Source organism: Klebsiella sp. A-Nf5, assembly GCF_002810545.1.
In the GTDB taxonomy this organism is placed as follows: Bacteria; Pseudomonadota; Gammaproteobacteria; order Enterobacterales; family Enterobacteriaceae; genus Klebsiella; species Klebsiella variicola.
Map to the genome: position 1 here is coordinate 1 of NZ_PIOG01000169.1, position 24,885 is coordinate 24,885.

Here is a 24,885-nt window from a genome sequence, read left to right on the forward strand (position 1 = left end):
CATGTGTTAGGCCTGCCGCCAGCGTTCAATCTGAGCCATGATCAAACTCTTCAATTTAAGTTTGATGCTCGTGAATTAAACTTCGTAATGAATTACGTATGTTCACTCAGAGACTTGGTATTCATTTTTCGTCCGAGGACGTTAAGAATCCATGTCACTTTGAGTGCCCACACAGATTGTCTGATAAATTGTTAAAGAGCAGTTGCAACGAGGCTTTCAGCTCACCGTTGCGAGGTCCCGTATAATACGTTTTCCTCATGCAGAGTCAAGCGCTTATTTTGCTTTTCTCTGTCGGTTTTCAGCATTGAACTTCATCGCCGAAACCCTGCTGACCCGGCGGCTTGCTTGCCGTTGTTCCGTGTCAGTGGAGGCGCATTATAGGGAGTTCTGAGACGTTGACAAGCCCTGTTTTCAAAAAATTATTCAACCGTCTCTTTTTTGTGCAAAACACCCTTAAAGCGGTAATTTTTCCAGCGTCGAGAAGCCATAGCGATGCAGAACGGGTAAAAGTTGTTCTGTTTCTGCCGTCAGCGCCATGCAGAATGCCTTATTCTCGTCACTGGACTTCGCATCCGGTGCTTCATGCTCCAACAGCCAGGCGGTGCGGCGGGCAATCGCCGCGCCAGAATCGATCAGTCGCGTGCCCTCCGGCAGAACGCGCTGCAGCTCCTCCTGTAAAAGAGGAAAGTGGGTACAGCCCAGCACCACCGTATCCGGCGGCTCCTGCATCCGCAGCCACGGGCGCAGGATACGGCGCAGCTCTTCTAACGGCACAGGCTCGCCGTGCAGTTTCGCTTCCGCCAGTTCCACCAGCTCCGCCGACCCCAGCATTTCAATCCGACATTCATTGGCAAAGCGGTCGATCAGCTCACGGGTGTAAGGACGCTTAACGGTACCGCGGGTCGCCAGCAGGCCAACAATGCCGTTCGCCGTTAAGCGGGCGGCGGGCTTAATCGCCGGCACCACGCCAACGACGGGGAAGGCGAACTTTTCACGCAGGGCGGGTAGCGAGACGGTACTGGCGGTGTTGCAGGCGATCACCGCCAGCGCCAGTGGATAGCGTTGCTGAACGGCAGTCACGATTTCCACAACGCGCTCAACGATAAACTCCTCGCTCTTCTCACCGTACGGGAAAGCGACGTTATCAAAAGCATAGATGTAATGCAGATTCGGCAGCAGCTGCCGAATCTCATTATAAACCGACAACCCACCGACGCCGGAATCAAACACCAGCACGGTGGGACGTGGATCAGAAGGTGTAGCTGCCAGACAAGGTGTATTCCCGTCCTGCAGATTGGTAGCCATAAACTGTCTCGTAATCTTTATCGAACAGGTTGGCTATTTTACCACGAACTGTCAGGTGTGAGGTGACGGGATACGATAAACCGACATCCCAGAGACTCAACCCACCCATATTGACGGTACGCGAGTTGTCGTAGTCATAATCGTAACGCTTGCCGATGTAGTGATACGTCACATCCCACCCCAGATCGTAGACCTGACCGTTCAGCTCGTATTTCACCTGCTGCTTCGCCCGGCGATAGAGGATCTTGTTGGTTTCGTCATCGCGAGGGTCAACATACTGCAGCGTCAGATGATGCTCCACCGGCCCGGTGGTGACATTCCCCGTCCACTCCAGCCCCTTGATCGTCGCAGACTTGACGTTGTAATAGGCGTTGTTGTCGTAATCGATGAGGTTCTGAATCTCATAGCGATACGCGGAGAGGCGCCAGTCGAGCGGCCCCGTTAACCCTTCGAGGCCCGCTTCCCATTGCTTCGACTCCTCGGGTTTCAGGTTCGGGTTAGAGGCGATGCCAAAGCGTTCTGCACCGTACTGCTGCCCGAGGGAGGGGGCGAGGAATCCTGTGCCGTACGAAAGCGTTGTCCGATAACCGTCGATAAACTCCCAGCCTGCCGCCGTCTGCCAGGTTCCGTGCCAGCCAAACTGCTCGTCATGATCCTCACGGCCGGAAGCTTCCAGCGTCACGCTATCAATCTGCTGCTGGCCCGTCAGATAGAGACCGGTGGTATCACGCTTATATACGTCGGTACTGGTCGTTCCGCTGGATTTCAGCTTCTCTTGTTTCCAGTCAACGCCGCCGCTCACCGCACCATGACCCACCACAACATTATTTCCCCACTGGATATAGCGCTGTTCCATATCATCCAGGGTAGTGCCCGCGGCATAGCGGCCAGCGTCGCTGCTGTAGTTGTAATCTTTGATACGCTGATAGTTAGCAATCAGCTGAGAGGAGTAAATCCCGGAGTGGTAGTGCAGACCGGTATCCCAGGACTGGGTATAAGACTGGTCTTCATCGTTTCCGCCTGCATAGCCCCAGTTGCCCTGGTCATAATCAGCGTTGGCGGAATAACCATAGCCGCGGAAAAAACCTGAGAAGTTGTCATCGAACTGATGTTGTACCCCGCCCCACAGCATTTTATTGCGGTAGCCGTCGCGATCGCTGTCGCCACTATAAGAGGAGTTTGGCTGAACGTTAAACCCTTTGGTGGTCTGATAGGCGCCGGCAGCGGTAACCAGCGTATCGCCAAACCGCTTGTTAAAGGCGCCATCGTAGGACTGATAGCCGTTCGTCCCTGCGCCGGCGTTAATTTGCGAACGCTCAGCGTCGGTCATGGTGATAATGTTCACCACCCCACCGATCGCTCCGGAGCCGTAGACTGCGGAGCGCGGCCCACGGATGTATTCCACCCGCTGGACCAGTGAGATAGGGATCTGACTGATATCCACGCCATTGGAGATCCCCGGACGCGCCATCGGCACACCGTCGATCAGCACCAGCACGTGGCGAGCCTCCGTCCCCCGAACATACAGCGAAGCGCTCTGCCCCATGCCGCCGTTGCGGGCAATATCGACCCCGGGAAGACGACGCATGACATCGTTTAAATCTTTGGATTGCCAGCGGTCGATGTCATCGCGCGTCACTATATCAGTCGGCGCCAGCACGGTATTGACCGGCTGTTGAAAACGGTTTGCTGTCACCACCAACGTATCTGAATTGCTATCCTGCGCCCAGCCGGAAAATGCCGTGACGGATAAGGCCGTCATCAGCGAAGCTTTTTTAATCATTGTAAAAGCATCCGAAACAGAAAAAGGATGCCGCAGGTTTTATCAGTTGCTCGCGACGATAAAACCCAGTGCGACGTATTCCGGCAGGTCTTCGGGCTTGGAGGCTGTTTCAAGAAATAATGACTTCCCACGGCTAACCGCAGTGTCTGCACCGAGTGCACTCATTTCTCACCTTCCTTACCGCTGCGCGTCAGCCCCAGATTTCCACTGGGTTCCCTTTTAACTCACAGGACCGGTAGGCGAATGCTACAACTAGAATCATATAGATGTCCAGACTGCTAATTATATTTCCCGCCACATTCGAGGCTGGACATCCCCGGCGCTTTCCCTACAATCCCCGCGTACTTATTTTATTCAGGATGCATCATGACCCCCGAACACCTTCCTACCGAACAATACGAAGCGCAGCTGGCAGAAAAAGTCGTCCGTTTGCAAACCATGATGGCGCCTTTTGCCGCGCCGGTTCCGGAAGTGTTTCGTTCGCCGGTCAGCCACTACCGGATGCGTGCCGAGTTCCGTCTGTGGCACGATGGCGACGATCTGTACCATATTATTTTCGATCAGCAGACCCGGTCGCGGATTCGCGTTGACAGCTTTCCGGCCGCCAGCGCGCTTATCAATCAGTTGATGACCGCCATGCTGGAGGGCGTGCGCAACAATCCCGTGCTGCGCCATAAGCTGTTCCAGATTGACTATCTGACCACCCTCAGCAACCAGGCGGTCGTTTCGCTGCTGTATCATAAAAAACTCGATGATGCCTGGCGTGAGCAAGCGGAGGCGCTGCGTGACGCCCTGCGAGCCCAGGGACTCAATGTGCATCTGATTGGACGGGCGACCAAAACCAAAATCGAACTCGATCAGGACTATATAGATGAACGTCTGCCGGTTGGCGGGCGAGAGATGATCTACCGTCAGGTGGAAAACAGCTTTACCCAGCCGAACGCGGCCATGAACATTCAGATGCTGGAGTGGGCGCTGGATGTCACCAAAGGGGCGACCGGCGACCTGCTGGAATTGTACTGCGGCAACGGTAACTTCTCGCTGGCGCTGGCGCGTAATTTTGATCGCGTGCTGGCCACCGAAATCGCCAAACCGTCGGTGGCTGCGGCGCAGTACAACATCGCCGCTAACCATATCGACAACGTGCAGATTATCCGCATGGCGGCGGAAGAGTTTACTCAAGCGATGAATGGCGTGCGGGAGTTCAACCGGCTGCAGGGTATCGATCTGCAGAGCTATCAGTGCGAGACCATTTTCGTCGATCCGCCGCGCAGCGGACTGGACAGCGAAACGGAAAAAATGGTGCAGGCCTATCCGCGCATTCTGTACATTTCGTGCAACCCGGAAACGCTGTGCCGCAATCTGGAGACGTTAAGCCAGACGCACAACGTCACCCGACTGGCGCTGTTCGATCAGTTCCCGTACACCCATCATATGGAATGCGGCGTTCTGCTGACCCGGAAATAGGCCCAAAAAAACCGGCAACGTCATATTGCCGGTTTTTTACCGTTGGCGGCTTACTCGGCTGCCGTATCTTTGCGGTTACGCATCTTGTAACCGATCCAGAAGACCATCGCGACGGACAGAACGGCCGGGAAGAAGTTAGAGCCGATATCCGGGTACTCCGCACGCACGACGGTGCTGTACAACAGCACCCCGAGAATAAAAAAGGCGGCGGCCAGGCCCGGAAGCCCAACGGGCATACTGCGATTCTGATAGCGCTGATGCAGACAGTAGACCGTCAGCAGCAGAGATAAAATCGGGAAGACGGAAAACGGAACTATCGAACTGAACAGCGCCGCAAAGGCGCCATTAATGGATAACCCGGCAATCAGCGCCAGCAGCAGCGTACCTTTATCTTGAACTGAGTGTTTCATTGCTCGTCCTTCACGTTATTCGGAATGATGTGACATTTTTTCTTGTTCACGGCGATACCAGTAATACGCGCCTTTCGAGATCATTCTGAGCTGCAGCACCAACCGTTCTTCCAGCTGTCGGCGCTGTTCAGGGCCGACATCCAGCGCTTCCGCGCCAGCACTAAAGACGATGGTGACCATAGCTTCAGCCTGCGCTTCGGTGAAGGCGCGCGGCATATGGTTTTCGAGTTCTAAATAGTCGGCGAGTTCCGCGATAAAGTGCTGGATCTCGCGCGCGACGGCGGCGCGAAACGCCGCAGAGGTTCCCGAGCGCTCTCGCAACAGCAAGCGGAAGGCGTTCGGGTTGTTACCGATAAACTCCATAAAGGTGGAGACCGAGGTACGGATCACGCTGCCGCCTTTAGCAATTCTCTGGCGCGCCTGGCGCATCAGCTGGCGCAGCATTAGTCCGCTCTCATCTACCATCGTCAGGCCTAACTCATCGACATCGCGAAAATGACGATAAAAGGACGTCGGCGCGATCCCAGCTTCCCGCGCCACTTCGCGCAAGCTCAGGCTGGCGAAACTCCGCTCAGCGCTAAGTTGGCTGAATGCTGCTTCCACCAGCGAACGGCGGGTTTTTTCTTTTTGTTGTGCTCTTACGCCCATCACGATGTATGAATCCTTCCAATAGCCCTGCTGGCACTATACCAGAGATTAAAACTAATCGGTTTGCACTGGATTGTGAATGATTGTTTACGAGCCGTTTCTGCTTTTATGCCGCAAAAAAGCACAACGATAATTGGGTTAAAGCGCAGCGAATGTTATCATCGTGTTTATTTTATGTATAAAACAGGTGAGTAATGCCATGTCACACTCTTGGGATTATGATGCAATAGTGATTGGTTCCGGTCCTGGCGGCGAAGGCGCCGCCATGGGGCTGGTGAAACAGGGAGTACGCGTTGCCGTCATTGAGCGCTACCATAATGTCGGCGGCGGTTGCACCCACTGGGGCACCATCCCGTCGAAAGCCCTCCGCCATGCCGTCAGCCGTATTATCGAGTTTAACCAAAACCCCCTCTACAGCGACCACTCCCGCCTTCTTCGCTCTTCTTTCGCCGACATCCTCAACCATGCCGACAGCGTCATCAACCAGCAGACTCATATGCGCCAGGGATTCTATGAGCGCAACCACTGTGAAATTCTGCAGGGCAACGCGCACTTCGTTGATGAACATACTCTGGCGCTGGAATGCCATGACGGCACGGTCGAGACGGTGACCGCGGAGAAATTCGTTATCGCCTGCGGGTCACGTCCCTATCATCCGGCCGATGTCGATTTCCACCACCCGCGCATCTATGACAGCGATTCGATTCTCAGCCTGCAGCATGAGCCGCGCCACGTGATCATTTACGGCGCCGGGGTGATCGGTTGCGAATATGCCTCGATCTTCCGCGGCATGGAGGTGAAGGTCGATCTGATCAACACCCGCGATCGTCTGCTGGCCTTCCTCGATCAGGAGATGTCAGACTCGCTCTCTTATCACTTCTGGAACAGCGGCGTGGTCATTCGCCACAACGAGGAGTATGAGAAAATTGAGGGGGTGGATGACGGTGTGATCATGCACCTGAAGTCCGGCAAAAAGCTGAAGGCCGATTGCCTGCTGTACGCCAACGGGCGCACCGGCAATACCGACACCCTGGCGCTGGAAAACATCGGTCTGCAGACTGACAGCCGCGGCCAGCTGAAGGTCAACAGCATGTACCAGACCGCCCTCCCGCACGTCTATGCGGTTGGCGATGTCATCGGCTATCCAAGCCTGGCTTCTGCCGCCTACGATCAAGGGCGCATTGCCGCCCAGGCGCTGGTGAAAGGCGAAGCCTCAGCGCATCTGATTGAAGATATCCCAACCGGGATCTACACCATTCCGGAAATCAGCTCCGTCGGGAAAACCGAGCAGCAGCTGACGGCAATGAAAGTGCCGTATGAGGTGGGTCGCGCCCAGTTTAAACACCTGGCGCGGGCGCAAATCGTTGGCATGAGCGTGGGAACCCTGAAGATCCTGTTCCATCGAGAGACCAAGGAGATCCTCGGCATTCACTGCTTTGGCGAACGCGCAGCCGAAATCATTCATATCGGCCAGGCGATCATGGAGCAGAAAGGTGGTGGTAACACCATTGAGTACTTCGTCAACACCACCTTTAACTACCCGACCATGGCGGAAGCGTATCGGGTCGCCGCGCTGAACGGCTTAAACCGCCTGTTTTAACGCCTTGTCGAAATGGCCATCCATCGTACCGCGGATGGCCTCCGCCAGATGTTCATAGCGGCTGCGCAGCGGGGAGCCGGGACGGTAAACCAGGCCGATGGTTCGTCTTGGCTCTGGCTTAATGCACGGCAGATAGACCACGCCATCGCGTTTTCTTTCCTGCGGTACCGCCAGCGCAGGCAGCAAGGTAATGCCGCTGCCTGCCGCCACCATATTGCGTAGCGTTTCCAGACTGGTCGCCCGGAAGTGGGTATCTTCATCCGCTCCCGCTTCAAAGCAAAAGCCCATCGCCTGATCGCGCAAGCAGTGGCCATCCTCCAGCATCAGCAGCTTTTCACCAGCCAGATCCGACATCGGCACGCGGTCGCGGTTCGCCCACGGGTGATCCTCATAGATAGCCAGCATCATCGGCTCATCAAACAGCGGCACCTCGATAAAGGCCTCGCTCTCTTTGACCAGCGCCAGAATGGCGCAGTCGAGCTTACCGCTGTCGAGCTGAGCCAGTAGCTGATGGGTCTGCGCTTCGTGCAGGTACATTTCCAGTTTCGGAAAGGTTTGGTGCAGCATCGGAATGATTTGCGGCAGCAGGTACGGGCCAATTGTCGGGATCAAGCCGATGTGCAACGGCCCGGACATGGTTTCCCCTTGTTGGCTTGCCATCTCCTTGAGCACTTTTACTTCGCGTAACACGGTACGCGCCTGATCCACCAGCAACAGCCCCGCCTGGGTAAACAGAACCTTACGGCTGGTGCGCTCCAGCAGCATGACGCCAAGTTCATCCTCGAGCTTGCGGATCTGTCCGCTGAGCGTCGGTTGGCTCACGTGGCATGAGTCAGCCGCCCGCCGGAAGTGGCGGTGTTCGGCGAGCGCTACCAGGTATTCAAGATCGCGAATATTCATTATTCATCCTCCATCGCCACGATAGTCCATGGCGATAGATAGCATAGCAACGAACGATTATCCCTATCAAGCTTTCTGTTCAATAATACGCCCACAGAGACGGTAAACCTGTGAAAATCATTGGCCCGTCACACTGTTTCTCTACCCGAACAACTAAAGCCAACGTGAACTTTTGCGGACCTTGTGTCCGCTTTTTTTTTGCATAAAAAACCCGGCGTCGTCAGGCTCGGCCGGGTTCAGAAAGGCGGATGCCAGAGAATTAGCTCAGGCGCGCTTTCGCGTCGCTGATAGCCTGCGCCACCTGCTGCGGCGAGACGCCGCCTTTCGCTGCGCGTTTATCGAGGCAGGACTGCAGAGACAGAATCGGATAAACATCGTCTGCGATGACCGGACTGAATTTCTGCAGATCGGCCAGGGGCAGCGCTTCCAGCGGTTTCCCTTGCGCAATGGCTTCGACTACCGCCTCACCAACAATATGGTGCGCTTCACGGAACGGAACGCCTTTCGCCACCAGATAATCTGCCAGCTCTGTAGCGTTGGCATAGCCCTGCTGCGCCGCTTCTGCACAGCGCGGACGTTTCACCTGGATGCCATCCAGCACCAGGGTCGCCATATGCAGGCAGTCGAGCCAGGTATCCAGGGCGTCGAAAAGCCCCTCTTTATCTTCCTGCATGTCTTTGTTGTAGGCCAGTGGCAGCCCTTTCAGCGTCATCATCATGCCGGTCAACGCACCCTGCACGCGGCCGCATTTACCACGAATCAATTCCAGCGCGTCCGGGTTTTTCTTCTGCGGCATCAGGGAGGAGCCGGAGGTCACGCGATCAGAAAGCTCGACGAAGTTCGCCTCGCCGGAGTTAAAGAAAATCAGATCTTCAGCAAAGCGCGACAGATGCACCATGCCAATAGACGCATCAGAAAGCAGCTCCAGAACATGGTCGCGATCGGAAACGCTGTCGAGGCTGTTGCGGGTGGCAGAGGCAAAGCCCAGCCAGCCGGCCAGCTGCTCGCGGTCGATTTCATACGCCGTCCCCGCCAGCGCGCCGCAGCCCAACGGGCTGACGTCAAGGCGCTTCAGCGCGTCCTGCAGGCGGCTTTCGTCACGCGCCAGCATTTCAACGTAGGCCAGACACCAGTGTGCGAACGTCACTGGCTGCGCGCGCTGCAGGTGAGTGTACCCCGGCATCACCGCGTCCTGGTTATGCTGGGCGGTCTCCACCAGCGCGCTCTGCAGCTGGCGATTCGCCGACAGCAGTTCGACAACGGTATCTTTGCACCACAGTTTAAGATCGGTGGCGACCTGGTCGTTACGGCTGCGCCCGGTGTGCAGTTTCTTGCCCAGCTGGCCCACTTTATCGATCAGCTTGCCTTCCACCCAGCTGTGAATATCTTCGGCATCGCTGGCGAGGATTTGCTGCGGATTGGCGCGCACCTCTTCCAGTAGCACGTTCAGCGCTTCTTCCAGCTGCTGCTGTTCCGCGGCACTCAGAACGCCGACCGTTACCAGCGCTTTCGACCAGGCGACAGAGCCAACGATATCCTGCTCCGCCAGACGATAGTCGAAGCGCAACGAGTCGTTGAACTGTTTGAACCGTTGATCTGCTGCCTGTGTAAAACGCCCGCCCCAAAGTGCCATAACATGCTTCCTTTATTCGTTAGTTCTGCCGGGGGCATTGTGCCGCCCGGCCTACAGTCTGTAAGCCCGGCAGACGACGCGCCGCCGGGCATGAAATCTTAAGCCAGAATACGTGTGCCGATCGGCGTGCCGTTAAATAACGCTGGCAGCTGCTCGGCGTGACGCCAGGAGGCGATATCCACCGGACGGCCCAGGGCACGTGCGGCGTCAAGGGCCGCATTCACTTTAACAATCATGCCGTCAGTGATAATGCCCTGCTCGATCAGCTGCTCCGCTTTCTCGGCGGTCATCTCGGCAATACGCTGTCCTTTACCGTCGAGGATACCGCTGACATCAGACAGCAGGATCAGATCCGCCCCCAGGGTGGCCGCCAGCGCTGTCGCCGCCTGGTCAGCATTGACGTTCATCAGCTGGCCTTCATCGGTCACCCCGATAGAGCTCACCACCGGCAGGTAACCGCCCGCCAACAGGGTGTTGATCAGCGCCGGGGAGCCCGGCTGCGCCAGCCCGACATGGCCCAGCTCGGCATCCAGCTGCGTGACCTTCACGCTATCGCCATCGCCGAGGAACAGGCCGACAGAGGCCAGACCGTGCTTTTTCGCCCATGCCAGCAGCGTCTTGTTGGCCGTTCCCGCCAGCGCGCCGGTAATAATGTCAATCTGATCGGCTGGCGTAACCCGCAGGCCATTTTTCTTCTGCACCGGCAGATTGAGCTGTTTCATCAGCTCATCCACCACGCAGCCGCCGCCGTGGACAATAATCAGCGGACGCTGGTGCGCTTCACGGTAATTAACCAGCGCGGTAAACAGGCGCTCCAGCGCTTCTTCGCTATCGAGTAATACGCCGCCGAGTTTGATAATTAATGGGTTCATCATCACACCTTAAATAAGAGACTGCGTCTCAGCGAAGCCGAAACGAATATTCGCGCACTGCACTGCCTGCGCTGCGGCGCCTTTCAGCAGGTTATCTTCTGCTGCGACGACGATGAGATGGTCGTCCTGCACGGCAAAACCGATATCACAGAATGGCAGACCCTCGACGCTTTTCAATGCGGGTACGCCTTTATCATATAAACGTACCAGCGGTTTATCGGCGTAAGCCTGCTGGTAAACCGCTGCGATCTGCGCGTGGCCGACGCCCGGCTTCAGGCGGCAGGTAATGGTTTCAAGGATGCCGCGCTTAAAATTACCCAGGTGCGGGGTAAAAATCACCTTTGCCCCGAGGTGGCTGGCAATCTCCGGCTGATGGCGATGGTTAAAGATGCCGTATGGCTGCAGGCTCACTTCACAGAAGCTATTGCCGATCGCGGCTTTACGACCCGCGCCGCTCACCCCGCTGGTGGCGTTGATCACCGGCCACTGGTTCAGATCCAGCAGATTGGCCTCAATCAGCGGCTTCAGCGACAGCTGCGCCGCCGTCGGATAGCAGCCAGGCACCGCGATTAACTGCGCTTCTTTAAGCGCATCCGCGCTCCACTCCGCCAGACCATACACCGCCTGTTTGAGCAGGTCGGGATGTTGATGAGTGAAACCGTAATATTTTTCGTAGAACGCCCCATCGTTAACGCGGAAGGCACCGGAAAGATCGAACACCACGCAGCCAGCGGCAAGGAACTGCGGCGCCAGGTCGTGACTCACTTCGTGCGCGGTGGCGAGAAACACCACGTCCACGCCAGCGCTGAATTCGCTGATATCGGACATCGGCTGCAGCGGCATATCGACAATGCCTTTGAGCTGCGGATGCAGGTCGGAAATTAATTTTCCCGCATCATTGCTTTGCGCGGAGACCGTCAAAGCGGTTATGTTCATATGCGGATGACGATTGATATAGGTCACCAGCTCTGCGCCGGCATAACCACTGGCACCCACAATCAGCGTATTTAACATTGGAAGCGCATCTCCTTACATTCGATGGGTTTTCTTACGCTCAACGATATTGTATTTTTATTCACAATAAATGCATGAATATTGATACTATCACGACCCAAGGTGTGTCAACAATGAAAAACAATTTACCGCCCTTTATCGAGATTTACCGCGCGTTGATCGCCACACCGTCCATCAGCGCGACCGAAGAGGCTCTCGATCAAAGCAATGAGTCTTTAATCAATTTGCTGGCAGGCTGGTTCCGCGATCTCGGCTTCAATGTTGAGGTACAGCCGGTGCCGGATACGCGCCATAAATTCAACCTGCTGGCCAGCACCGGACACGGCGCCGGCGGCCTGCTGCTCGCCGGGCATACCGATACCGTGCCATTCGATGATGGCCGCTGGACGCGGGATCCGTTCACCCTCACCGAACACGATAACAAGCTCTACGGCCTCGGCACAGCTGACATGAAAGGCTTCTTCGCCTTTATTCTCGACGCACTGCGCGATGTCGACGTCACCACGCTGAAAAAACCGCTGTATATTCTGGCCACCGCCGACGAAGAGACCAGCATGGCCGGCGCGCGCTATTTTGCCGAAACCACCCAGCTGCGCCCGGACTGCGCCATTATCGGCGAGCCCACCTCCCTGCAGCCGATCCGCGCCCACAAAGGACATATGTCCAACGCGATCCGAATTCAGGGCCAGTCCGGCCACTCCAGCGATCCGGCGCGCGGAGTCAACGCGATTGAGCTGATGCACGACGCCATCGGCCGCATTATGCAGCTGCGTGATCTGCTAAAAGAGCGCTACCACTTCGAGGCGTTCACGGTCCCTTACCCAACCCTCAACCTGGGCGCTATCCATGGCGGCGATGCCTCAAACCGTATCTGCGCCTGCTGCGAACTGCATATGGATATCCGCCCGCTGCCGGGGATGACCCTCAACGATCTTAATGGTCTGTTGGGCGAGGCGCTGGCGCCCGTCAGTGAGCGCTGGCCGGGCCGCCTGACGGTCTCAGAGCTGCACCCGCCGATCCCCGGCTACGAATGCCCGCCGGACCATAAGCTGGTGCAGGTGGTTGAGAAACTGCTCGGCGCGCAGACTGACGTGGTGAACTATTGCACCGAAGCGCCGTTTATCCAGACGCTGTGCCCGACGCTGGTTCTTGGCCCAGGCTCCATCAACCAGGCCCATCAGCCTGACGAGTATCTGGAGACGCGCTTTATCAAGCCGACCCGGGAGCTGATTAGCCAGGTGGTTCATCACTTCTGCTGGCACTAAAATCGCCCTCTTTTTCCGCCCCGTTCTCCCGGGGCGGAACGGTGACGATCGTCACATTTCCATAAGCGATGCTTATCCAGCGACCCCTGAATTAAATTTCGCAAATTACGGCGATTTACTCGTTTGCTGAAGCGATTTCGCAGTAATTGACGTGGGGGTATTTACGTGGCTTTATAAAAGACGGGTTGCTTATCCGTTGCTCACGTTCCAGCGCAGCGGATATAACAAAATAAAATGAGATGGGGTGTCTGGGGTAACATGAACGAACAATATTCCGCATTGCGTAGTAATGTCAGTATGCTCGGCAAGGTGCTGGGCGATACCATCAAGGATGCATTGGGAGAAAATATTCTTGATCGTGTCGAAACTATCCGTAAGTTGTCCAAATCTTCACGCGCCGGCAACGAAGCTAACCGCCAGGAGCTGCTGACCACGCTGCAGAATTTGTCTAACGACGAACTGCTGCCGGTTGCCCGTGCCTTCAGCCAGTTTCTGAATTTGGCGAACACCGCTGAGCAGTACCACAGCATTTCGCCGAATGGCGAAGCGGCCAGCAATCCGGAAGTCATTGCGCGTACCCTGAGAAAGCTCAAAGACCAACCCAATCTCAACGAAGACACCATCAAAAAAGCGGTGGAATCTCTGTCTCTGGAGCTGGTATTAACCGCCCACCCGACCGAGATCACCCGCCGGACGCTGATCCATAAAATGGTGGAAGTGAACAGCTGCCTCAAGCAACTGGACAATAAAGACATCGCCGACTACGAACACCATCAGCTGATGCGCCGTCTGCGCCAGCTGATCGCCCAGTCCTGGCATACTGACGAGATCCGTAAATACCGCCCGTCTCCGGTCGACGAAGCCAAATGGGGCTTCGCGGTGGTGGAAAACAGCCTGTGGGAAGGGGTGCCTAACTATCTGCGCGAGCTGAACGAACAGCTGGAAGCCAACCTTGGCTATCAGTTGCCGGTGGACTTCGTCCCGGTGCGCTTCACCTCGTGGATGGGCGGCGACCGCGACGGCAACCCAAACGTGACCGCCGACATCACCCGCCACGTGCTGCTGCTCAGCCGCTGGAAAGCGACCGACCTGTTCCTCAAAGACGTGCAGGTGCTGATCTCCGAGCTGTCGATGGTGGAGTGTACCGACGAGCTGCGCGCCCTGGCTGGCGCCGAGGGCGCTCAGGAACCGTACCGTTATCTGATGAAGAAACTGCGCACTCAGCTGATGGAGACCCAGACCTGGCTGGAAGCGCGCCTGAAAGGTCAGAAGCTGCCGAAACCGGCGGGACTGATCACTCAGAACGAGCAGCTGTGGGAGCCGCTGTACGCCTGCTATAAGTCGCTGCAGGCCTGCGGCATGGGCATTATCGCCAACGGCGAGCTGCTCGATACCCTGCGCCGCGTGAAGTCTTTCGGCGTACCGCTGGTGCGTATTGATATCCGTCAGGAAAGCACTCGCCATACCGAAGCGCTGGGGGAAATGACCCGTTACCTCGGGATCGGCGATTACGAAAGCTGGTCAGAAGCTGACAAACAGGCTTTCCTGATCCGCGAACTGAATTCCAAACGTCCGCTGCTGCCACGCCAGTGGGAGCCAAGCGAAGAGACCCGTGAAGTCCTCGACACCTGCAAAGTGATCGCCGAGGCGCCGCGCGGATCGATCGCCGCCTACGTGATCTCGATGGCGAAAACGCCGTCCGACGTGCTGGCGGTTCATCTGCTGCTGAAAGAGGCCGGGATTGGTTTTGCTCTGCCGGTGGCCCCGCTGTTCGAAACGCTGGACGACCTGAACAACGCCAACGATGTCATGACTCAGCTGCTGAATATCGACTGGTACCGCGGCTTTATCCAGGGCAAGCAGATGGTCATGATTGGCTATTCTGACTCCGCCAAAGATGCTGGCGTGATGGCCGCCTCCTGGGCGCAGTACCAGGCGCAGGACGCGCTGATCAAAACCTGTGAGAAAGCCGGTATCGAACTGACGCTGTTCCACGGACGCGGCGGTTCCATCGGCCGCGGCGGTGCGCCAGCCCACGCTGCGCTCCTCTCACAGCCGCCGGGAAGCCTGAAAGGCGGTCTGCGCGTGACCGAGCAGGGCGAGATGATCCGCTTTAAGTACGGCCTGCCGGAAGTGACCATCAGCAGTCTGTCGCTGTATACCAGCGCCATTCTGGAAGCCAACCTGCTGCCGCCGCCGGAACCGAAAGCCGAATGGCGCGAGATCATGGCTGAGCTTTCCGACGTCTCCTGCAAGATGTACCGCGGCTACGTGCGTGAAAACAAAGATTTCGTCCCTTATTTCCGCTCCGCGACCCCGGAGCAGGAGCTGGGCAAACTGCCGCTGGGTTCGCGCCCGGCAAAACGTCGCCCAACCGGCGGCGTCGAGTCACTGCGCGCTATTCCGTGGATCTTCGCCTGGACGCAGAACCGTCTGATGCTACCAGCCTGGCTGGGTGCTGGCGCCGCGCTGCAGAAGGTGGTCGAAGGTGGAAAACAGAGTGAACTGGAAGCAATGTGTCGCGACTGGCCGTTCTTCTCTACCCGCCTCGGCATGCTGGAGATGGTTTACTCGAAGGCTGACCTGTGGCTGGCAGAGTACTACGATCAGCGCCTGGTGAAGCCGGAGCTGTGGGCGCTGGGTACCGAGCTGCGTAAGCTGCTGGCTGCCGACATCAACGTCGTGTTGGCCATCGCCAACGACTCCCATCTGATGGCCGACCTGCCGTGGATCGCCGAGTCTATCCAGCTGCGTAATATCTATACCGACCCGCTGAACGTCCTGCAGGCGGAACTGCTGCACCGTTCACGCCAGGCCGAAGAAGCAGGCAAGGACCCGGATCCGCGCGTTGAACAAGCGCTGATGGTCACCATCGCCGGCGTTGCCGCCGGTATGCGTAACACCGGCTAATCGAAGTCTCTCTCCCCCGGCCGCCCGGTCGGGGGATTTTCACCTGATCTAGTGGTGCAGCATCTCATCAACGATCTGCTCTTTATGCAGCGCATATGGATAATAGGTCGGCCAGTTATCCATCTCTTTCAGCAACGCCTCCTGTGATTCATTACCCATGAAAATATGGAAATGCTGCGATTTACGCGGGCCAATGATATGGTCGCTGAACTGCACAAATTTCGGCGCGTTGGCATCGCCCTGCTGGCACTCAAACAGGTAACGTACGCCCTTCTTGCCGGAGGCGTAATGCAGAATTTTGTAGCCTGAATAGCGGTATTTGCAGCTGTTAACGGTCTCGCCAACGTGGAACTCAATCACATCATTTTCAATGCCAATCTGCTCCACATCGGTGGCGTAGCCCTTCTTATAATAGGCGCGATACTCCTCGACGCTCTTGCCGCCGGGCTTTTTCGCCTTCTGCTCCAGCACCGGGTCAAGGTCGCCGTTGAGCAGATACGGGTTTACCGACTGCCAGACGCCTTCCCAATCGCTCAGCGCGCGATCCTGCACATCTTTATCGGCAAAAATGCCTTCGCTGGCCTGACGCTCGACGTCGGTTAACGCCGGGCCATGGTTATGATTGCCGTGGGCAAACACCTGGGCGCTGGCTAGCACCATGCCGAATCCAAAGGCCAGCAGGGGGATCTTTCTGGTCATTACTCTCTCCTGAGTTTGATATCAATGGCGACAAATTGTTACGATATAACATATCTTATCTGGGAAGCAAGCGTGACTGGCAAGCGCTTTTACCGCTGGAAAAATGTCCGGTATGATGAAAGAGGTGATGCGCTGAACGGAAGAATGATGGACAACGATATCAATCAACTTATTGATTCATTACTAAAAAAGCAGAATGGTATCGGCCGGGTCTATTTTGCCGGCGAGATGCGCTCGCCTGCAGAGCCGGTAGTGCAGGTTGATTTTCCCCGTCTGAACATCATCATCGATGGGCAGTTGCCCGACCGGGCACTCGGCGAAAACGCCAGCCCTCTTGAGGCGAACGACGTGCTCTATATCCCTGGCGATAGCTGGAACTGCCCGCAGTGGCAGGCGCCCTGCCTGCTGTTAAGTATCCTGTTCGATAAGCAGCGACTGGAGTGCTCGCTGCAGCACTGGAATGGCAAGGCGATAACCGTTGTCGAAAAGCGGCAGGCGCTGCGCCGCGGGCCGCGCGTCGGTTCATTTCTGCTGCAGGCGCTCAATGAGCTCCGGATGCAGCCGCAGGAGCAGCGAACCGCCCGCAGCATTGTCGTCAGCCTGCTCAGCCACTGCCATGACCTTCTCGGCAGCCAGGCGCAAACCTCCTCGCGCAGCCAGGCGCTGTTTGAGGCGATCCGCCAGTACATGGACGCCCATTATGCAGAGCCGCTGAGCCGGGAATCGGTGGCCCAGGCGTTCTATCTCTCCCCCAACTATCTTTCTCACCTGTTCCAGAAATGCGGGCCAATGGGCTTCAATGAATATCTGAACCATATTCGTCTTGAACAGGCCCGTATGCTGCTGAAGGGCCACGATATGAAAGTGAAAGATATCGCCCACGCCTGCGGCTTCGCCGACAGCAATTATTTCTGCCGCCTGTTTCGCAAAACCACCGAGCGCTCGCCGTCTGAATACCGCCGTCAGTATCATAGCCAGTTAACGGAAATATCTTCTCCGGCCAAAAACTAGATTTTTGTGTGTTAAACCTGACTTTTGTGCGCGCTTTTATTGCTGCATAACCCCACCATTGCCGATAAATGTGATCTAAATCATCCTTAATCGTGATGCGTACATTTATCCAGTTTTTGGCAAATTTGTCATCTGGCGGTCCTTCGAACGAAAGCCGTATGCTTACCTCAACGACAATATCGAATTAAGCATTGAGGAAAACACGATGGAACTCTATCTGGATACCGCCAACGTCGCCGAAGTGGAACGCCTGGCCCGCATCTACCCGCTGGCCGGGGTAACCACCAACCCGAGCATTATCGCCGCCGGTAAAACCCCGGTATGGGACGTGCTCCCACGCCTGCAGAAAGCCATCGGTCCGGAGGGCACCCTCTTCGCGCAGACTATGAGCCGCGATGCGCAGGGCATGGTGGAAGAAGCTAAACGCCTGAGCAACGCCGTGCCGGGCATCGTGGTTAAAATCCCGGTGACCCCCGAAGGCCTCGCCGCTATCAAAATGCTGAAGAAGGAAGGCATCCCGACCCTTGGCACCGCCGTCTACAGCGCTTCGCAAGGCCTGCTGGCCGCACTGGCCGGCGCAAAGTACGTCGCGCCTTACGTTAACCGCGTTGACGCCCAGGGCGGGGACGGCATCCGCATGGTACAGGAGCTGCAATCTCTGCTGGAAATGCATGCGCCCGAGAGCAAAGTGCTGGCGGCGAGCTTCAAAACGCCCCGTCAGGCGCTGGATTGCCTGCTGGCCGGCTGCGAAGCCATCACTCTTCCATTAGATGTAGCGCAACAAATGCTCGGCACCCCTGCGGTAGAGTCAGCCATAGAGAAGTTTGAACAGGACTGGAATAACGCCTTTGGCACGCTAAACCTGTAACCGGACCCGCGAGCCGCCTGCGGGCGGCAGCACGGTCATCGAGGAGGAATCGAAATGGATCGCATTATTCAATCACCAGGCAAATACATTCAGGGCGCAGGCGCTATCAAGCGCCTCGGCGACTATCTGAAGCCGCTGGCCGAACGCTGGCTGGTAGTCGGCGATAAGTTCGTACTGGGGTTTGCGGAAGAGATGCTGCGTAAAAGCCTGGCCGATGCTGGCCTGGCGGCCGAAATCGCGCCGTTTGGCGGTGAGTGTTCGCATAATGAAATCAATCGCCTGCGCGATATCGCCGGCAGCGCGAAATGCACCGCCGTGCTGGGGATCGGCGGTGGTAAAACGCTGGATACCGCAAAAGCATTGGCTCACTTTATGAATGTGCCGGTGGCGATCGCCCCCACCATCGCCTCCACCGATGCGCCGTGCAGCGCGCTCTCGGTGATTTACACCGACGAAGGGGAGTTCGACAGCTACCTGATGCTGCCGCACAACCCCAACATGGTCATTGTCGATACGCAGATTGTTGCCGGCGCACCGGCCCGCCTGCTGGCCGCCGGGATTGGCGATGCGCTGGCCACCTGGTTCGAAGCCCGCGCCTGCTCCCGTAGCGGCGCCACCACCATGGCGGGCGGGAAATGCACTCAGGCGGCGCTGGCGCTGGCCGAGCTATGCTACAACACCTTACTCGAAGAGGGTGAAAAAGCGATGCTGGCCGCCGAACAGCACGTGGTCACCCCGGCGCTGGAGCGAGTGGTGGAAGCCAATACCTACCTGAGCGGCGTTGGTTTCGAAAGCGGCGGTCTGGCGGCAGCGCACGCGATTCATAACGGCATGACGGCCATCCCTGACGCCCACCACTATTATCACGGGGAAAAAGTGGCGTTCGGTACCCTGACGCAGCTGGTGCTGGAAAATGCGCCGGTGGACGAAATAGAGACCGTCGCCGCGCTGTGCCACAGCGTTGGGCTGCCGATCACCCTGGCGCAGCTGGATATCAAAGGTGACATCCCGACCAAAATGCGTCTGGTGGCGGAAGCCGCCTGCGCTGAAGGCGAAACCATTCACAATATGCCGGGCGGCGTCGATTCCGACCAGGTCTACGCCGCGCTGCTGGTGGCCGACCAATACGGTCAGCGCTTCCTGCAGGAATGGGAATAAACCAGAGCAAAACACCCGGCATCAGCCGGGTGTTTTTTTATGTTTATCTGCCGGACGCGTCGCCCACAGGCTGCGCGAAACGGCAAGCACTCAGGCCGGGCGCACGCCCAGCGTATGGCAGATGGCGTAGCTCATCTCGGCGCGGTTCAGGGTGTAGAAATGGAAATCTTTTACCCCTTCCCGGCTTAAAATCTTCACCATGTCCATGGCGATATTCGCCCCCACCAGCTGACGGGTTTCGGCGTCGTTATCCAGCCCTTCGAACATTTTCGACATCCACACCGGGATACGGACGTTGGTCATATCCGCAAACTTTTTCGCCTGTTTAAAGTTGGAGACCGGCAGGATACCTGGAATGATTTCCACGTCGATGCCCGCCGAAACGCAGCGATCGCGAAAACGCAGGTAGCTTTCCACATCGAAGAAGAACTGGGTGATCGCGCGGTTGGCGCCCGCCTCGACTTTACGCTTCAGGTTCAGCAAATCCGCCTGTGCGCTTTTCGCTTCCGGATGCACTTCTGGATACGCGGCGACAGAGATATCGAAATCGCCCACCTCTTTCAGCAGCGTCACCAGATCGGCGGCGTACATATCCGGTTTACCGCTGCCCGGCGGCAGATCGCCGCGCAGGGCGACGATATGGCGAATACCGTTGTTCCAGTAATCCTGAGCGATAGTACGCAGCTCATCACGAGAGGCATCGATACAGGTCAGGTGCGGCGCTGCTTCCAGACCGGTTCGCTCTTTAATGCCTTTGATGATGCTGTGCGTGCGATCGCGCTCGCCAGAGTTCGCGCCATAGGTTACCGAAACAAACTTCGGTTTCAGACTGCTCAGGCGATCGATGGATTTCCACAGGGTTTGCTCCATTTCACTGGTGCGCGGCGGAAAGAATTCAAAAGACACATTAATCTGGCCCTGGACTTCCGCCAGGCTCTGATTCAGGGCTTCCCGCTGATTGGCGTGAAAAAAGCTCATACCTTACCTCATCAATCGCATGTAATGGCTGTTATATTGCGAACTTCTATACGTTTAGACGTCCAGATGTAAAAATGACGGAAAAGCGCGCGGGCGTCAATAGAAAAATCTGCGTAAAGAGTGAGGAATAGGCCTCTAAAATGAAAAAAATTCATCTTCCGACCAGAACTGATGCCGTGCAGGAAGAATTCGACCCGATGAAATTTGAAGCAGTTCAAAAAACCAACATCTCCCCATGATTGCCAGAGCGATTGTGATTGCAGCCGTTTATAGCTTGGTTCACATTAAGTAGAACGTTCTACTAGAACGTTCTACTTACGCAATAATTCTTATAAAATCTATTCGGGGATATCACCATGAGTCTGTGGTCAGGGTTCATAAAATCATTATCAAAACTGTCGATGATCGGCCGCGCCTTGATGCTGCCGATTTCGCTTCTCCCGGCCGCCGGCTTACTGTTGGCCTTCGGGGATAAATTCCATATGCCGCTGATGATGAACGCCGGCGGCATCATTTTTGATAACCTGCCAATGCTGTTCGCGATTGGTTCAGCCGTGGGGCTGGCATCAGAATCGGGCATCGCTGCGCTGTCGGCAGCCGTTTCCGTCTTTATCACCAACATCACCATCAGCACTGTGCTCGGCATTACCCCGGAGATGGCCTCTCAGGGCGGAAAATACGCCATGGTCGTCGGCATCCCGACGCTGCAGATGGGGGTATTCGGCGGGCTTATCTGCGGTATTCTCGCGTCGTGGTGCTATAACCGCTTCCATGCGATGCAGTTGCCTGAATTCCTCGGTTTCTTCTCCGGTAAGCGCTTCGTGGCCATCGCCACGGCGTTTCTCTCGTTTATTCTCGGCCTGCTGTTGCCTTATGTCTGGCAACATATCCAGGCCGGTATCGACTCACTGTCGATGGTGGTGAATGGCGACAACCAAGCCGCATCGACCTTTATTTTCGGCCTCGTTGAACGGGCGCTGATCCCGCTGGGGCTGCACCACATCTGGTATCCATCCTTCTGGTACTCTTTCGGCGATTACACCACCCAGGCAGGCCAGGTGATCCACGGCGACCAGACCATCTGGTTTAAGATGCTGGAAGAAGGGGTGAAATCCTTTAGCTCCGACAGCTACCAAAACGCCGGTAAATTTATGCAGGGGGAATTCCCGCTGATGCTGTTCGCGCTGCCGGCCGCCTGTCTGGCGATGTATCACGAAGCGCATACTAAGAATAAAAAAATCGCGGCCGGTATTCTGTTCTCCGCCGCGCTGACCTGTTTCCTGACCGGCATTACCGAGCCCGTAGAATTTACCTTTATCTTCGTGGCGCCGATCCTGTACGTCTTCAACGCCATCATGGCGGGGCTCTCGTACATGACGATGTATCTCCTGCATGCGCATATCGCTAAATCTTTCTCCGCAGGGCTTATCGACTATATCTCCTTCGGTATTCTGCCGTCGCTCAACGGCTATCAAACCCACTTCCTCAATGCGGTGATTGTTGGCGTGCCGATGGGGCTGATTTATTATTTCACCTTCCGCTTCGTTATCCGCCGTTTCGATGTGAAAACGCCGGGCCGCACCGATATCACGGTCACTGCCGATGATAAAACCGATGCGGAGCTGGCGACCGAGATCGTCAATCTTCTCGGCGGTTCACAAAATATCGATTCCGTCGGGGCCTGCATCACCCGCCTGCGCCTGGAAGTGGCTGAGCGCGATGCGGTTGATAAAGATGGCCTCAACGGCATCGGCGCGCGCGGGGTGGTCTTCGTCGGCGATAACGGCATCCAGATTATTTTTGGCGCCAGAGCGCAATTTATCGCACAAACCATGTCGGGGATGATTGGCAAATAACAAGAAGGTGTTATGGTGTGGAAATAGGCTTGCCGTGGGTAAGCCTATGTCTGCGATCTGACGGTTATACACGCGTTGTCATGGAGCGATTTTGAAGAAAGTCAGCATTATAGATGTGGCGAAACTGGCCGGCGTCTCCGTTTCGACGGTCTCGCTGGTATTACGTCAGAAAGGGAAGATCTCCGACGCGACCATCGAAAAAGTCAACGCGGCCATCCAGGAACTTGGCTATGTGCATAACGTTGCCGCCGCTAATCTCCGCGCCAACACCACCAACCTGATCGGCCTGATCCTGCGCGACTTCAACGACAGTTTTTCCATCAAGGTGATGGCGAATATCGTCCAGGAGCTCGAAAAGCAGGGCTATATGGTCATTCTCGGCCAGCCGCGCGACGATCATGACTATCTGGCCCGCTGCCTGCTGTCGTTTAAACAGCAGGGCGTCGCCGGCGTGATATATCTTGATGCCGACACCACCAGCAATGCGTTGCCCGAGGCCTTACAGGCATGTCCGCTGCCGCTGGTCGCGGTCTCGCAAACGCTGCTCACCGGCCACCATGATCAGGTGGTCCGCGATAACCGCCAGGCCGCCAGCATCGCCACCCGTTATCTGATTGAGCGCGGCCATCGCTACATCGCCTACATCGGCGGACAGGATAACGACCTGATCCGTCAGCAGCGGCTGCTTGGCTTATTCAACACACTAGAGAAGAACGGCATGACGGTGAGGGAAGAATTTGCCCCCGCCTGCAGCGACAACACCCAGGCCGCCAGTATCGCCACCCGCCAGTTGCTGGAAAAAAATAATGCCATTACCGCCCTGCTGTGCCACTCGCCTGATGCAATGATTGGCTGCCTCAGCGGTATTCATCAGGTTGGACGCACGGTGGGAAAAGATGTCTTTCTCACTCAGCAGGTGGCGCTGGTGGGGTTCGAAGACATGATGCACGTGAATTTAACCTCGCCATCCTTCACTTACGTCTCTTCCGCCAGCGAAGAGACAGGACGTCAGGTTGCCTCGCTCATTATCCGCAAAATCAAAGAGCCTGCCCTGCCGACCCAGCGCATTACCCTTTCCGGACAGCTGGTGGCTCGAGAGTCAGCCTGAGGCTAGCGAGTCGCCAGATGGTCATCCAGCAGAGGAAGCCATTGCTGCACGGATTCTGCCTGGTGAGGCGCATAAACCACGCCAAGGCTTAACGGCATGCTGTCGCCTTCAGCGACAGGACAGAACACCACCCCCTGACGCTGGATCGCGGAAAAGGACGCCGGCAGCAGGATCATGCCTTCGCCACGCGCAATTCGCGCCAGCAGTACATCATGTTCGGCAGGCTCCTCCACGTAAGCGGGGGAATAGCCAGCCCGGTCGAAAATACGTCGCGTGTAGTCAAAGAAATCGGGATTACGCTCGCGTTTAAACCAGAACAGCGGTCGGTGATTGAGCGCGCGTAGCGCTAACGCTGGGCTGGCGGCTTCCGGCCAGGAGGCAGGCAATGCCGCGATGAGCGGCTCATGATACGGCAAAGGATGCAGGTGCAGCCCTTCGGTATTCAGCGGCAGCGCGACCAGCGCCGCATCGAGTTTTCCTTTGCGCACCTGCTGAGCCAGCGCCGGCGAGGCGTGGCGAGTGATATGCAACGTGCGGGTATGTTTACTCAGCGCAGATTCAACGGCGGCGAAAATGCCCTGTTCAAAGGCGGTGGTCAATCCCAGACGCAAGGGCTGCGGCGACTGAGCGGAGAGCTCACTCAATGCCGCCAGCGTGCGCGCCTGGAGCGCCAGCATCGGCCGAATAATCTCCAGCACTTCTCTTCCCGCGTCGGTAAGGATCAGGCCTTTGCTGTGGCGCTGAAACAGCGTCACCCCCAGTTGAGCTTCCAGTTGACGCATATGACGGCTCAGCGGCGGCTGCGAGATAAATAACCGCTGCGCCGCCCGGCTGATGTTATTTTCTTCCGCCACCACGGCAAAGGCGCGCAGCAGGCGAATATCCAGGGAATGTAATCGCGAAGTTGTCATACTGAAAAGGTATCACGAAAAGGGTATTACTCAAGTCCGGCAAACTTCCCTACCCTTCCTCTTAACGCATCATCACAGAGAGGAAAAAACGATGTCCAGCGAACGTTATATCACCGGTCAGGAAATGCTGCAGCGGGTGGATGGCAGCGGCGGGGAAGCCGTCGTCGACAGCCTGCAGGATATCGCCCCCGATTTCGCCCGCTATCTGATTGAGTTCCCCTTCGGCGATATTTACGCCAGGCCGGGGCTCGATTTACGCAGCCGGGAAATCGCTACTATTGCCGCGCTCACCGCGCTGGGTAACGCCGCGCCACAGCTGAAAGTACACATTGCCGCAGGATTAAATGTCGGCCTGACACAAGAGGAGATAACGGAAGTGATCATGCAGATGGCGGTCTACGCCGGATTCCCGGCGGCGCTCAACGGCCTGTTTGCCGCCAAAGCGGTTTTTGCGGCGCACTAACAAAAAAGACCAGGCAGCGCCTGGTC

21 protein-coding genes and 1 riboswitch are annotated in these 24,885 nt (G+C 56.7%); of the genes, 10 read left to right on the forward strand and 11 right to left on the reverse strand.

Features of this window, described 5'->3' with window-relative positions; translation table 11 throughout:
• Positions 1-453 precede the first annotated feature (453 nt).
• Together murI and btuB are read right to left on the reverse strand one after the other, a co-directional pair.
• Positions 454-1,305: a glutamate racemase gene (murI, locus tag CWM53_RS18685; protein ID WP_023291541.1), complete on the reverse strand. Its 852-nt coding sequence runs from the start codon at positions 1,303-1,305 to the stop codon at positions 454-456.
• Positions 1,250-3,088, reverse strand: coding sequence for a TonB-dependent vitamin B12 receptor BtuB (btuB, locus tag CWM53_RS18690; RefSeq protein WP_012969208.1), 1,839 nt, complete (start codon positions 3,086-3,088; stop codon positions 1,250-1,252). The genes murI and btuB overlap by 56 nt, the downstream gene beginning before the upstream one ends.
• A gap of 64 nt (positions 3,089-3,152) precedes the next feature.
• A riboswitch (cobalamin riboswitch) is annotated at positions 3,153-3,340 on the reverse strand.
• A gap of 114 nt (positions 3,341-3,454) precedes the next feature.
• Here btuB and trmA point away from each other — a divergent pair.
• Positions 3,455-4,555 carry a tRNA (uridine(54)-C5)-methyltransferase TrmA gene (gene trmA, locus CWM53_RS18695; protein ID WP_004203692.1) on the forward strand — a complete coding sequence of 367 codons (1,101 nt, stop codon included), beginning with the start codon at positions 3,455-3,457 and terminating at the stop codon, positions 4,553-4,555.
• 50 nt (positions 4,556-4,605) lie between these two features.
• Here trmA and CWM53_RS18700 read toward each other — a convergent pair whose 3' ends face one another.
• Together CWM53_RS18700 and fabR are read right to left on the reverse strand one after the other, a co-directional pair.
• Positions 4,606-4,965: a YijD family membrane protein gene (locus CWM53_RS18700; protein ID WP_002883021.1), complete on the reverse strand. Its 360-nt coding sequence runs from the start codon at positions 4,963-4,965 to the stop codon at positions 4,606-4,608.
• A 15-nt stretch (positions 4,966-4,980) separates the two neighbouring features.
• Complete coding sequence (fabR, locus tag CWM53_RS18705) at positions 4,981-5,616, reverse strand: HTH-type transcriptional repressor FabR (protein ID WP_004151856.1); 636 nt, start codon at positions 5,614-5,616, stop codon at positions 4,981-4,983.
• A gap of 196 nt (positions 5,617-5,812) precedes the next feature.
• Here fabR and sthA point away from each other — a divergent pair, with 196 nt between their 5' ends.
• Positions 5,813-7,213, forward strand: a complete 1,401-nt coding sequence (gene sthA, locus CWM53_RS18710; protein ID WP_032731557.1) for a Si-specific NAD(P)(+) transhydrogenase — start codon at positions 5,813-5,815, stop codon at positions 7,211-7,213.
• Here the strand turns inward: sthA and oxyR are convergent.
• The 4 genes from oxyR to argC all read right to left on the reverse strand — a co-directional run bounded on the left by oxyR (position 7,196) and on the right by argC (position 11,632).
• Entirely contained in the window at positions 7,196-8,113 is a 918-nt protein-coding gene (oxyR, locus tag CWM53_RS18715; RefSeq protein WP_008807853.1) for a DNA-binding transcriptional regulator OxyR, read from the reverse strand. The two genes, sthA and oxyR, sit on opposite strands and share 18 nt — an antisense overlap.
• Before the next feature lie 259 nt (positions 8,114-8,372).
• Positions 8,373-9,746 (reverse strand): argininosuccinate lyase, encoded by a 1,374-nt coding sequence (gene argH, locus CWM53_RS18725; protein WP_023340882.1) that lies wholly within the window; start codon positions 9,744-9,746, stop codon positions 8,373-8,375.
• A 98-nt stretch (positions 9,747-9,844) separates the two neighbouring features.
• Positions 9,845-10,621 (reverse strand): acetylglutamate kinase, encoded by a 777-nt coding sequence (argB, locus tag CWM53_RS18735; RefSeq protein WP_087805116.1) that lies wholly within the window; start codon positions 10,619-10,621, stop codon positions 9,845-9,847.
• Positions 10,622-10,627: 6 nt separating this feature from the next.
• A complete protein-coding gene (gene argC, locus CWM53_RS18740; protein ID WP_022064625.1) occupies positions 10,628-11,632 on the reverse strand; it encodes an N-acetyl-gamma-glutamyl-phosphate reductase in 1,005 nt (334 codons plus the stop codon).
• Positions 11,633-11,745: 113 nt separating this feature from the next.
• On the opposite strand from argC, the gene argE reads away from it, so the two are divergent.
• Together argE and ppc are read left to right on the forward strand one after the other, a co-directional pair.
• On the forward strand, positions 11,746-12,897 hold the full coding sequence (gene argE, locus CWM53_RS18745; RefSeq protein ID WP_012543260.1) for an acetylornithine deacetylase: 1,152 nt from the start codon (positions 11,746-11,748) through the stop codon (positions 12,895-12,897).
• Positions 12,898-13,155: 258 nt separating this feature from the next.
• On the forward strand, positions 13,156-15,807 hold the full coding sequence (ppc, locus tag CWM53_RS18750) for a phosphoenolpyruvate carboxylase (RefSeq protein WP_074387440.1): 2,652 nt from the start codon (positions 13,156-13,158) through the stop codon (positions 15,805-15,807).
• A 48-nt stretch (positions 15,808-15,855) separates the two neighbouring features.
• Here ppc and zinT read toward each other — a convergent pair whose 3' ends face one another.
• A complete protein-coding gene (zinT, locus tag CWM53_RS18755) occupies positions 15,856-16,506 on the reverse strand; it encodes a metal-binding protein ZinT (protein WP_064166965.1) in 651 nt (216 codons plus the stop codon).
• 24 nt (positions 16,507-16,530) lie between these two features.
• On the opposite strand from zinT, the gene CWM53_RS18760 reads away from it, so the two are divergent.
• The 3 genes from CWM53_RS18760 to gldA all read left to right on the forward strand — a co-directional run bounded on the left by CWM53_RS18760 (position 16,531) and on the right by gldA (position 19,543).
• Positions 16,531-17,517 (forward strand): AraC family transcriptional regulator, encoded by a 987-nt coding sequence (locus CWM53_RS18760; protein ID WP_165785097.1) that lies wholly within the window; start codon positions 16,531-16,533, stop codon positions 17,515-17,517.
• A gap of 205 nt (positions 17,518-17,722) precedes the next feature.
• The gene (gene fsa / locus CWM53_RS18765) at positions 17,723-18,385 is read left to right on the forward strand and encodes a fructose-6-phosphate aldolase (RefSeq protein WP_074387442.1); all 663 of its coding nucleotides are present in this window, start codon (positions 17,723-17,725) and stop codon (positions 18,383-18,385) included.
• 54 nt (positions 18,386-18,439) lie between these two features.
• Complete coding sequence (gene gldA, locus CWM53_RS18770; protein ID WP_016162055.1) at positions 18,440-19,543, forward strand: bifunctional L-1,2-propanediol dehydrogenase/glycerol dehydrogenase; 1,104 nt, start codon at positions 18,440-18,442, stop codon at positions 19,541-19,543.
• 90 nt (positions 19,544-19,633) lie between these two features.
• On the opposite strand, the gene metF is transcribed toward gldA, so the two are convergent.
• A complete protein-coding gene (gene metF, locus CWM53_RS18775) occupies positions 19,634-20,521 on the reverse strand; it encodes a methylenetetrahydrofolate reductase (protein ID WP_002882952.1) in 888 nt (295 codons plus the stop codon).
• A gap of 356 nt (positions 20,522-20,877) precedes the next feature.
• Here metF and CWM53_RS18780 point away from each other — a divergent pair, with 356 nt between their 5' ends.
• Both CWM53_RS18780 and CWM53_RS18785 read left to right on the forward strand, forming a co-directional pair.
• A complete protein-coding gene (locus tag CWM53_RS18780) occupies positions 20,878-22,377 on the forward strand; it encodes a PTS transporter subunit EIIC (protein WP_032736927.1) in 1,500 nt (499 codons plus the stop codon).
• A gap of 91 nt (positions 22,378-22,468) precedes the next feature.
• Positions 22,469-23,485, forward strand: a complete 1,017-nt coding sequence (locus tag CWM53_RS18785) for a substrate-binding domain-containing protein (protein WP_100676506.1) — start codon at positions 22,469-22,471, stop codon at positions 23,483-23,485.
• A gap of 2 nt (positions 23,486-23,487) precedes the next feature.
• Here CWM53_RS18785 and CWM53_RS18790 read toward each other — a convergent pair whose 3' ends face one another.
• Positions 23,488-24,396 carry a LysR family transcriptional regulator gene (locus CWM53_RS18790; protein ID WP_074387443.1) on the reverse strand — a complete coding sequence of 303 codons (909 nt, stop codon included), beginning with the start codon at positions 24,394-24,396 and terminating at the stop codon, positions 23,488-23,490.
• A 91-nt stretch (positions 24,397-24,487) separates the two neighbouring features.
• On the opposite strand from CWM53_RS18790, the gene CWM53_RS18795 reads away from it, so the two are divergent.
• Positions 24,488-24,859: a carboxymuconolactone decarboxylase family protein gene (locus CWM53_RS18795; RefSeq protein ID WP_016162053.1), complete on the forward strand. Its 372-nt coding sequence runs from the start codon at positions 24,488-24,490 to the stop codon at positions 24,857-24,859.
• Positions 24,860-24,885 lie beyond the last annotated feature (26 nt).

Bases quoted from the DNA above. Each gene is read 5' to 3' on its own strand.
- CWM53_RS18795 (WP_016162053.1), top strand. From the start codon at position 24,488: ATGTCCAGCGAACGTTATATCACCGGTCAGGAAATGCTGCAGCGGGTG.
- argE (WP_012543260.1), top strand. From the start codon at position 11,746: ATGAAAAACAATTTACCGCCCTTTATCGAGATTTACCGCGCGTTGATC.
- zinT (WP_064166965.1), bottom strand. From the start codon at position 16,506: ATGACCAGAAAGATCCCCCTGCTGGCCTTTGGATTCGGCATGGTGCTA.
- murI (WP_023291541.1), bottom strand. From the start codon at position 1,305: ATGGCTACCAATCTGCAGGACGGGAATACACCTTGTCTGGCAGCTACA.
- argC (WP_022064625.1), bottom strand. From the start codon at position 11,632: ATGTTAAATACGCTGATTGTGGGTGCCAGTGGTTATGCCGGCGCAGAG.
- CWM53_RS18700 (WP_002883021.1), bottom strand. From the start codon at position 4,965: ATGAAACACTCAGTTCAAGATAAAGGTACGCTGCTGCTGGCGCTGATT.
- CWM53_RS18760 (WP_165785097.1), top strand. From the start codon at position 16,531: ATGGCGACAAATTGTTACGATATAACATATCTTATCTGGGAAGCAAGC.
- argB (WP_087805116.1), bottom strand. From the start codon at position 10,621: ATGATGAACCCATTAATTATCAAACTCGGCGGCGTATTACTCGATAGC.
- argH (WP_023340882.1), bottom strand. From the start codon at position 9,746: ATGGCACTTTGGGGCGGGCGTTTTACACAGGCAGCAGATCAACGGTTC.
- fsa (WP_074387442.1), top strand. From the start codon at position 17,723: ATGGAACTCTATCTGGATACCGCCAACGTCGCCGAAGTGGAACGCCTG.
- CWM53_RS18790 (WP_074387443.1), bottom strand. From the start codon at position 24,396: ATGACAACTTCGCGATTACATTCCCTGGATATTCGCCTGCTGCGCGCC.
- btuB (WP_012969208.1), bottom strand. From the start codon at position 3,088: ATGATTAAAAAAGCTTCGCTGATGACGGCCTTATCCGTCACGGCATTT.
- ppc (WP_074387440.1), top strand. From the start codon at position 13,156: ATGAACGAACAATATTCCGCATTGCGTAGTAATGTCAGTATGCTCGGC.
- trmA (WP_004203692.1), top strand. From the start codon at position 3,455: ATGACCCCCGAACACCTTCCTACCGAACAATACGAAGCGCAGCTGGCA.
- oxyR (WP_008807853.1), bottom strand. From the start codon at position 8,113: ATGAATATTCGCGATCTTGAATACCTGGTAGCGCTCGCCGAACACCGC.
- metF (WP_002882952.1), bottom strand. From the start codon at position 20,521: ATGAGCTTTTTTCACGCCAATCAGCGGGAAGCCCTGAATCAGAGCCTG.
- gldA (WP_016162055.1), top strand. From the start codon at position 18,440: ATGGATCGCATTATTCAATCACCAGGCAAATACATTCAGGGCGCAGGC.
- CWM53_RS18780 (WP_032736927.1), top strand. From the start codon at position 20,878: ATGAGTCTGTGGTCAGGGTTCATAAAATCATTATCAAAACTGTCGATG.
- sthA (WP_032731557.1), top strand. From the start codon at position 5,813: ATGTCACACTCTTGGGATTATGATGCAATAGTGATTGGTTCCGGTCCT.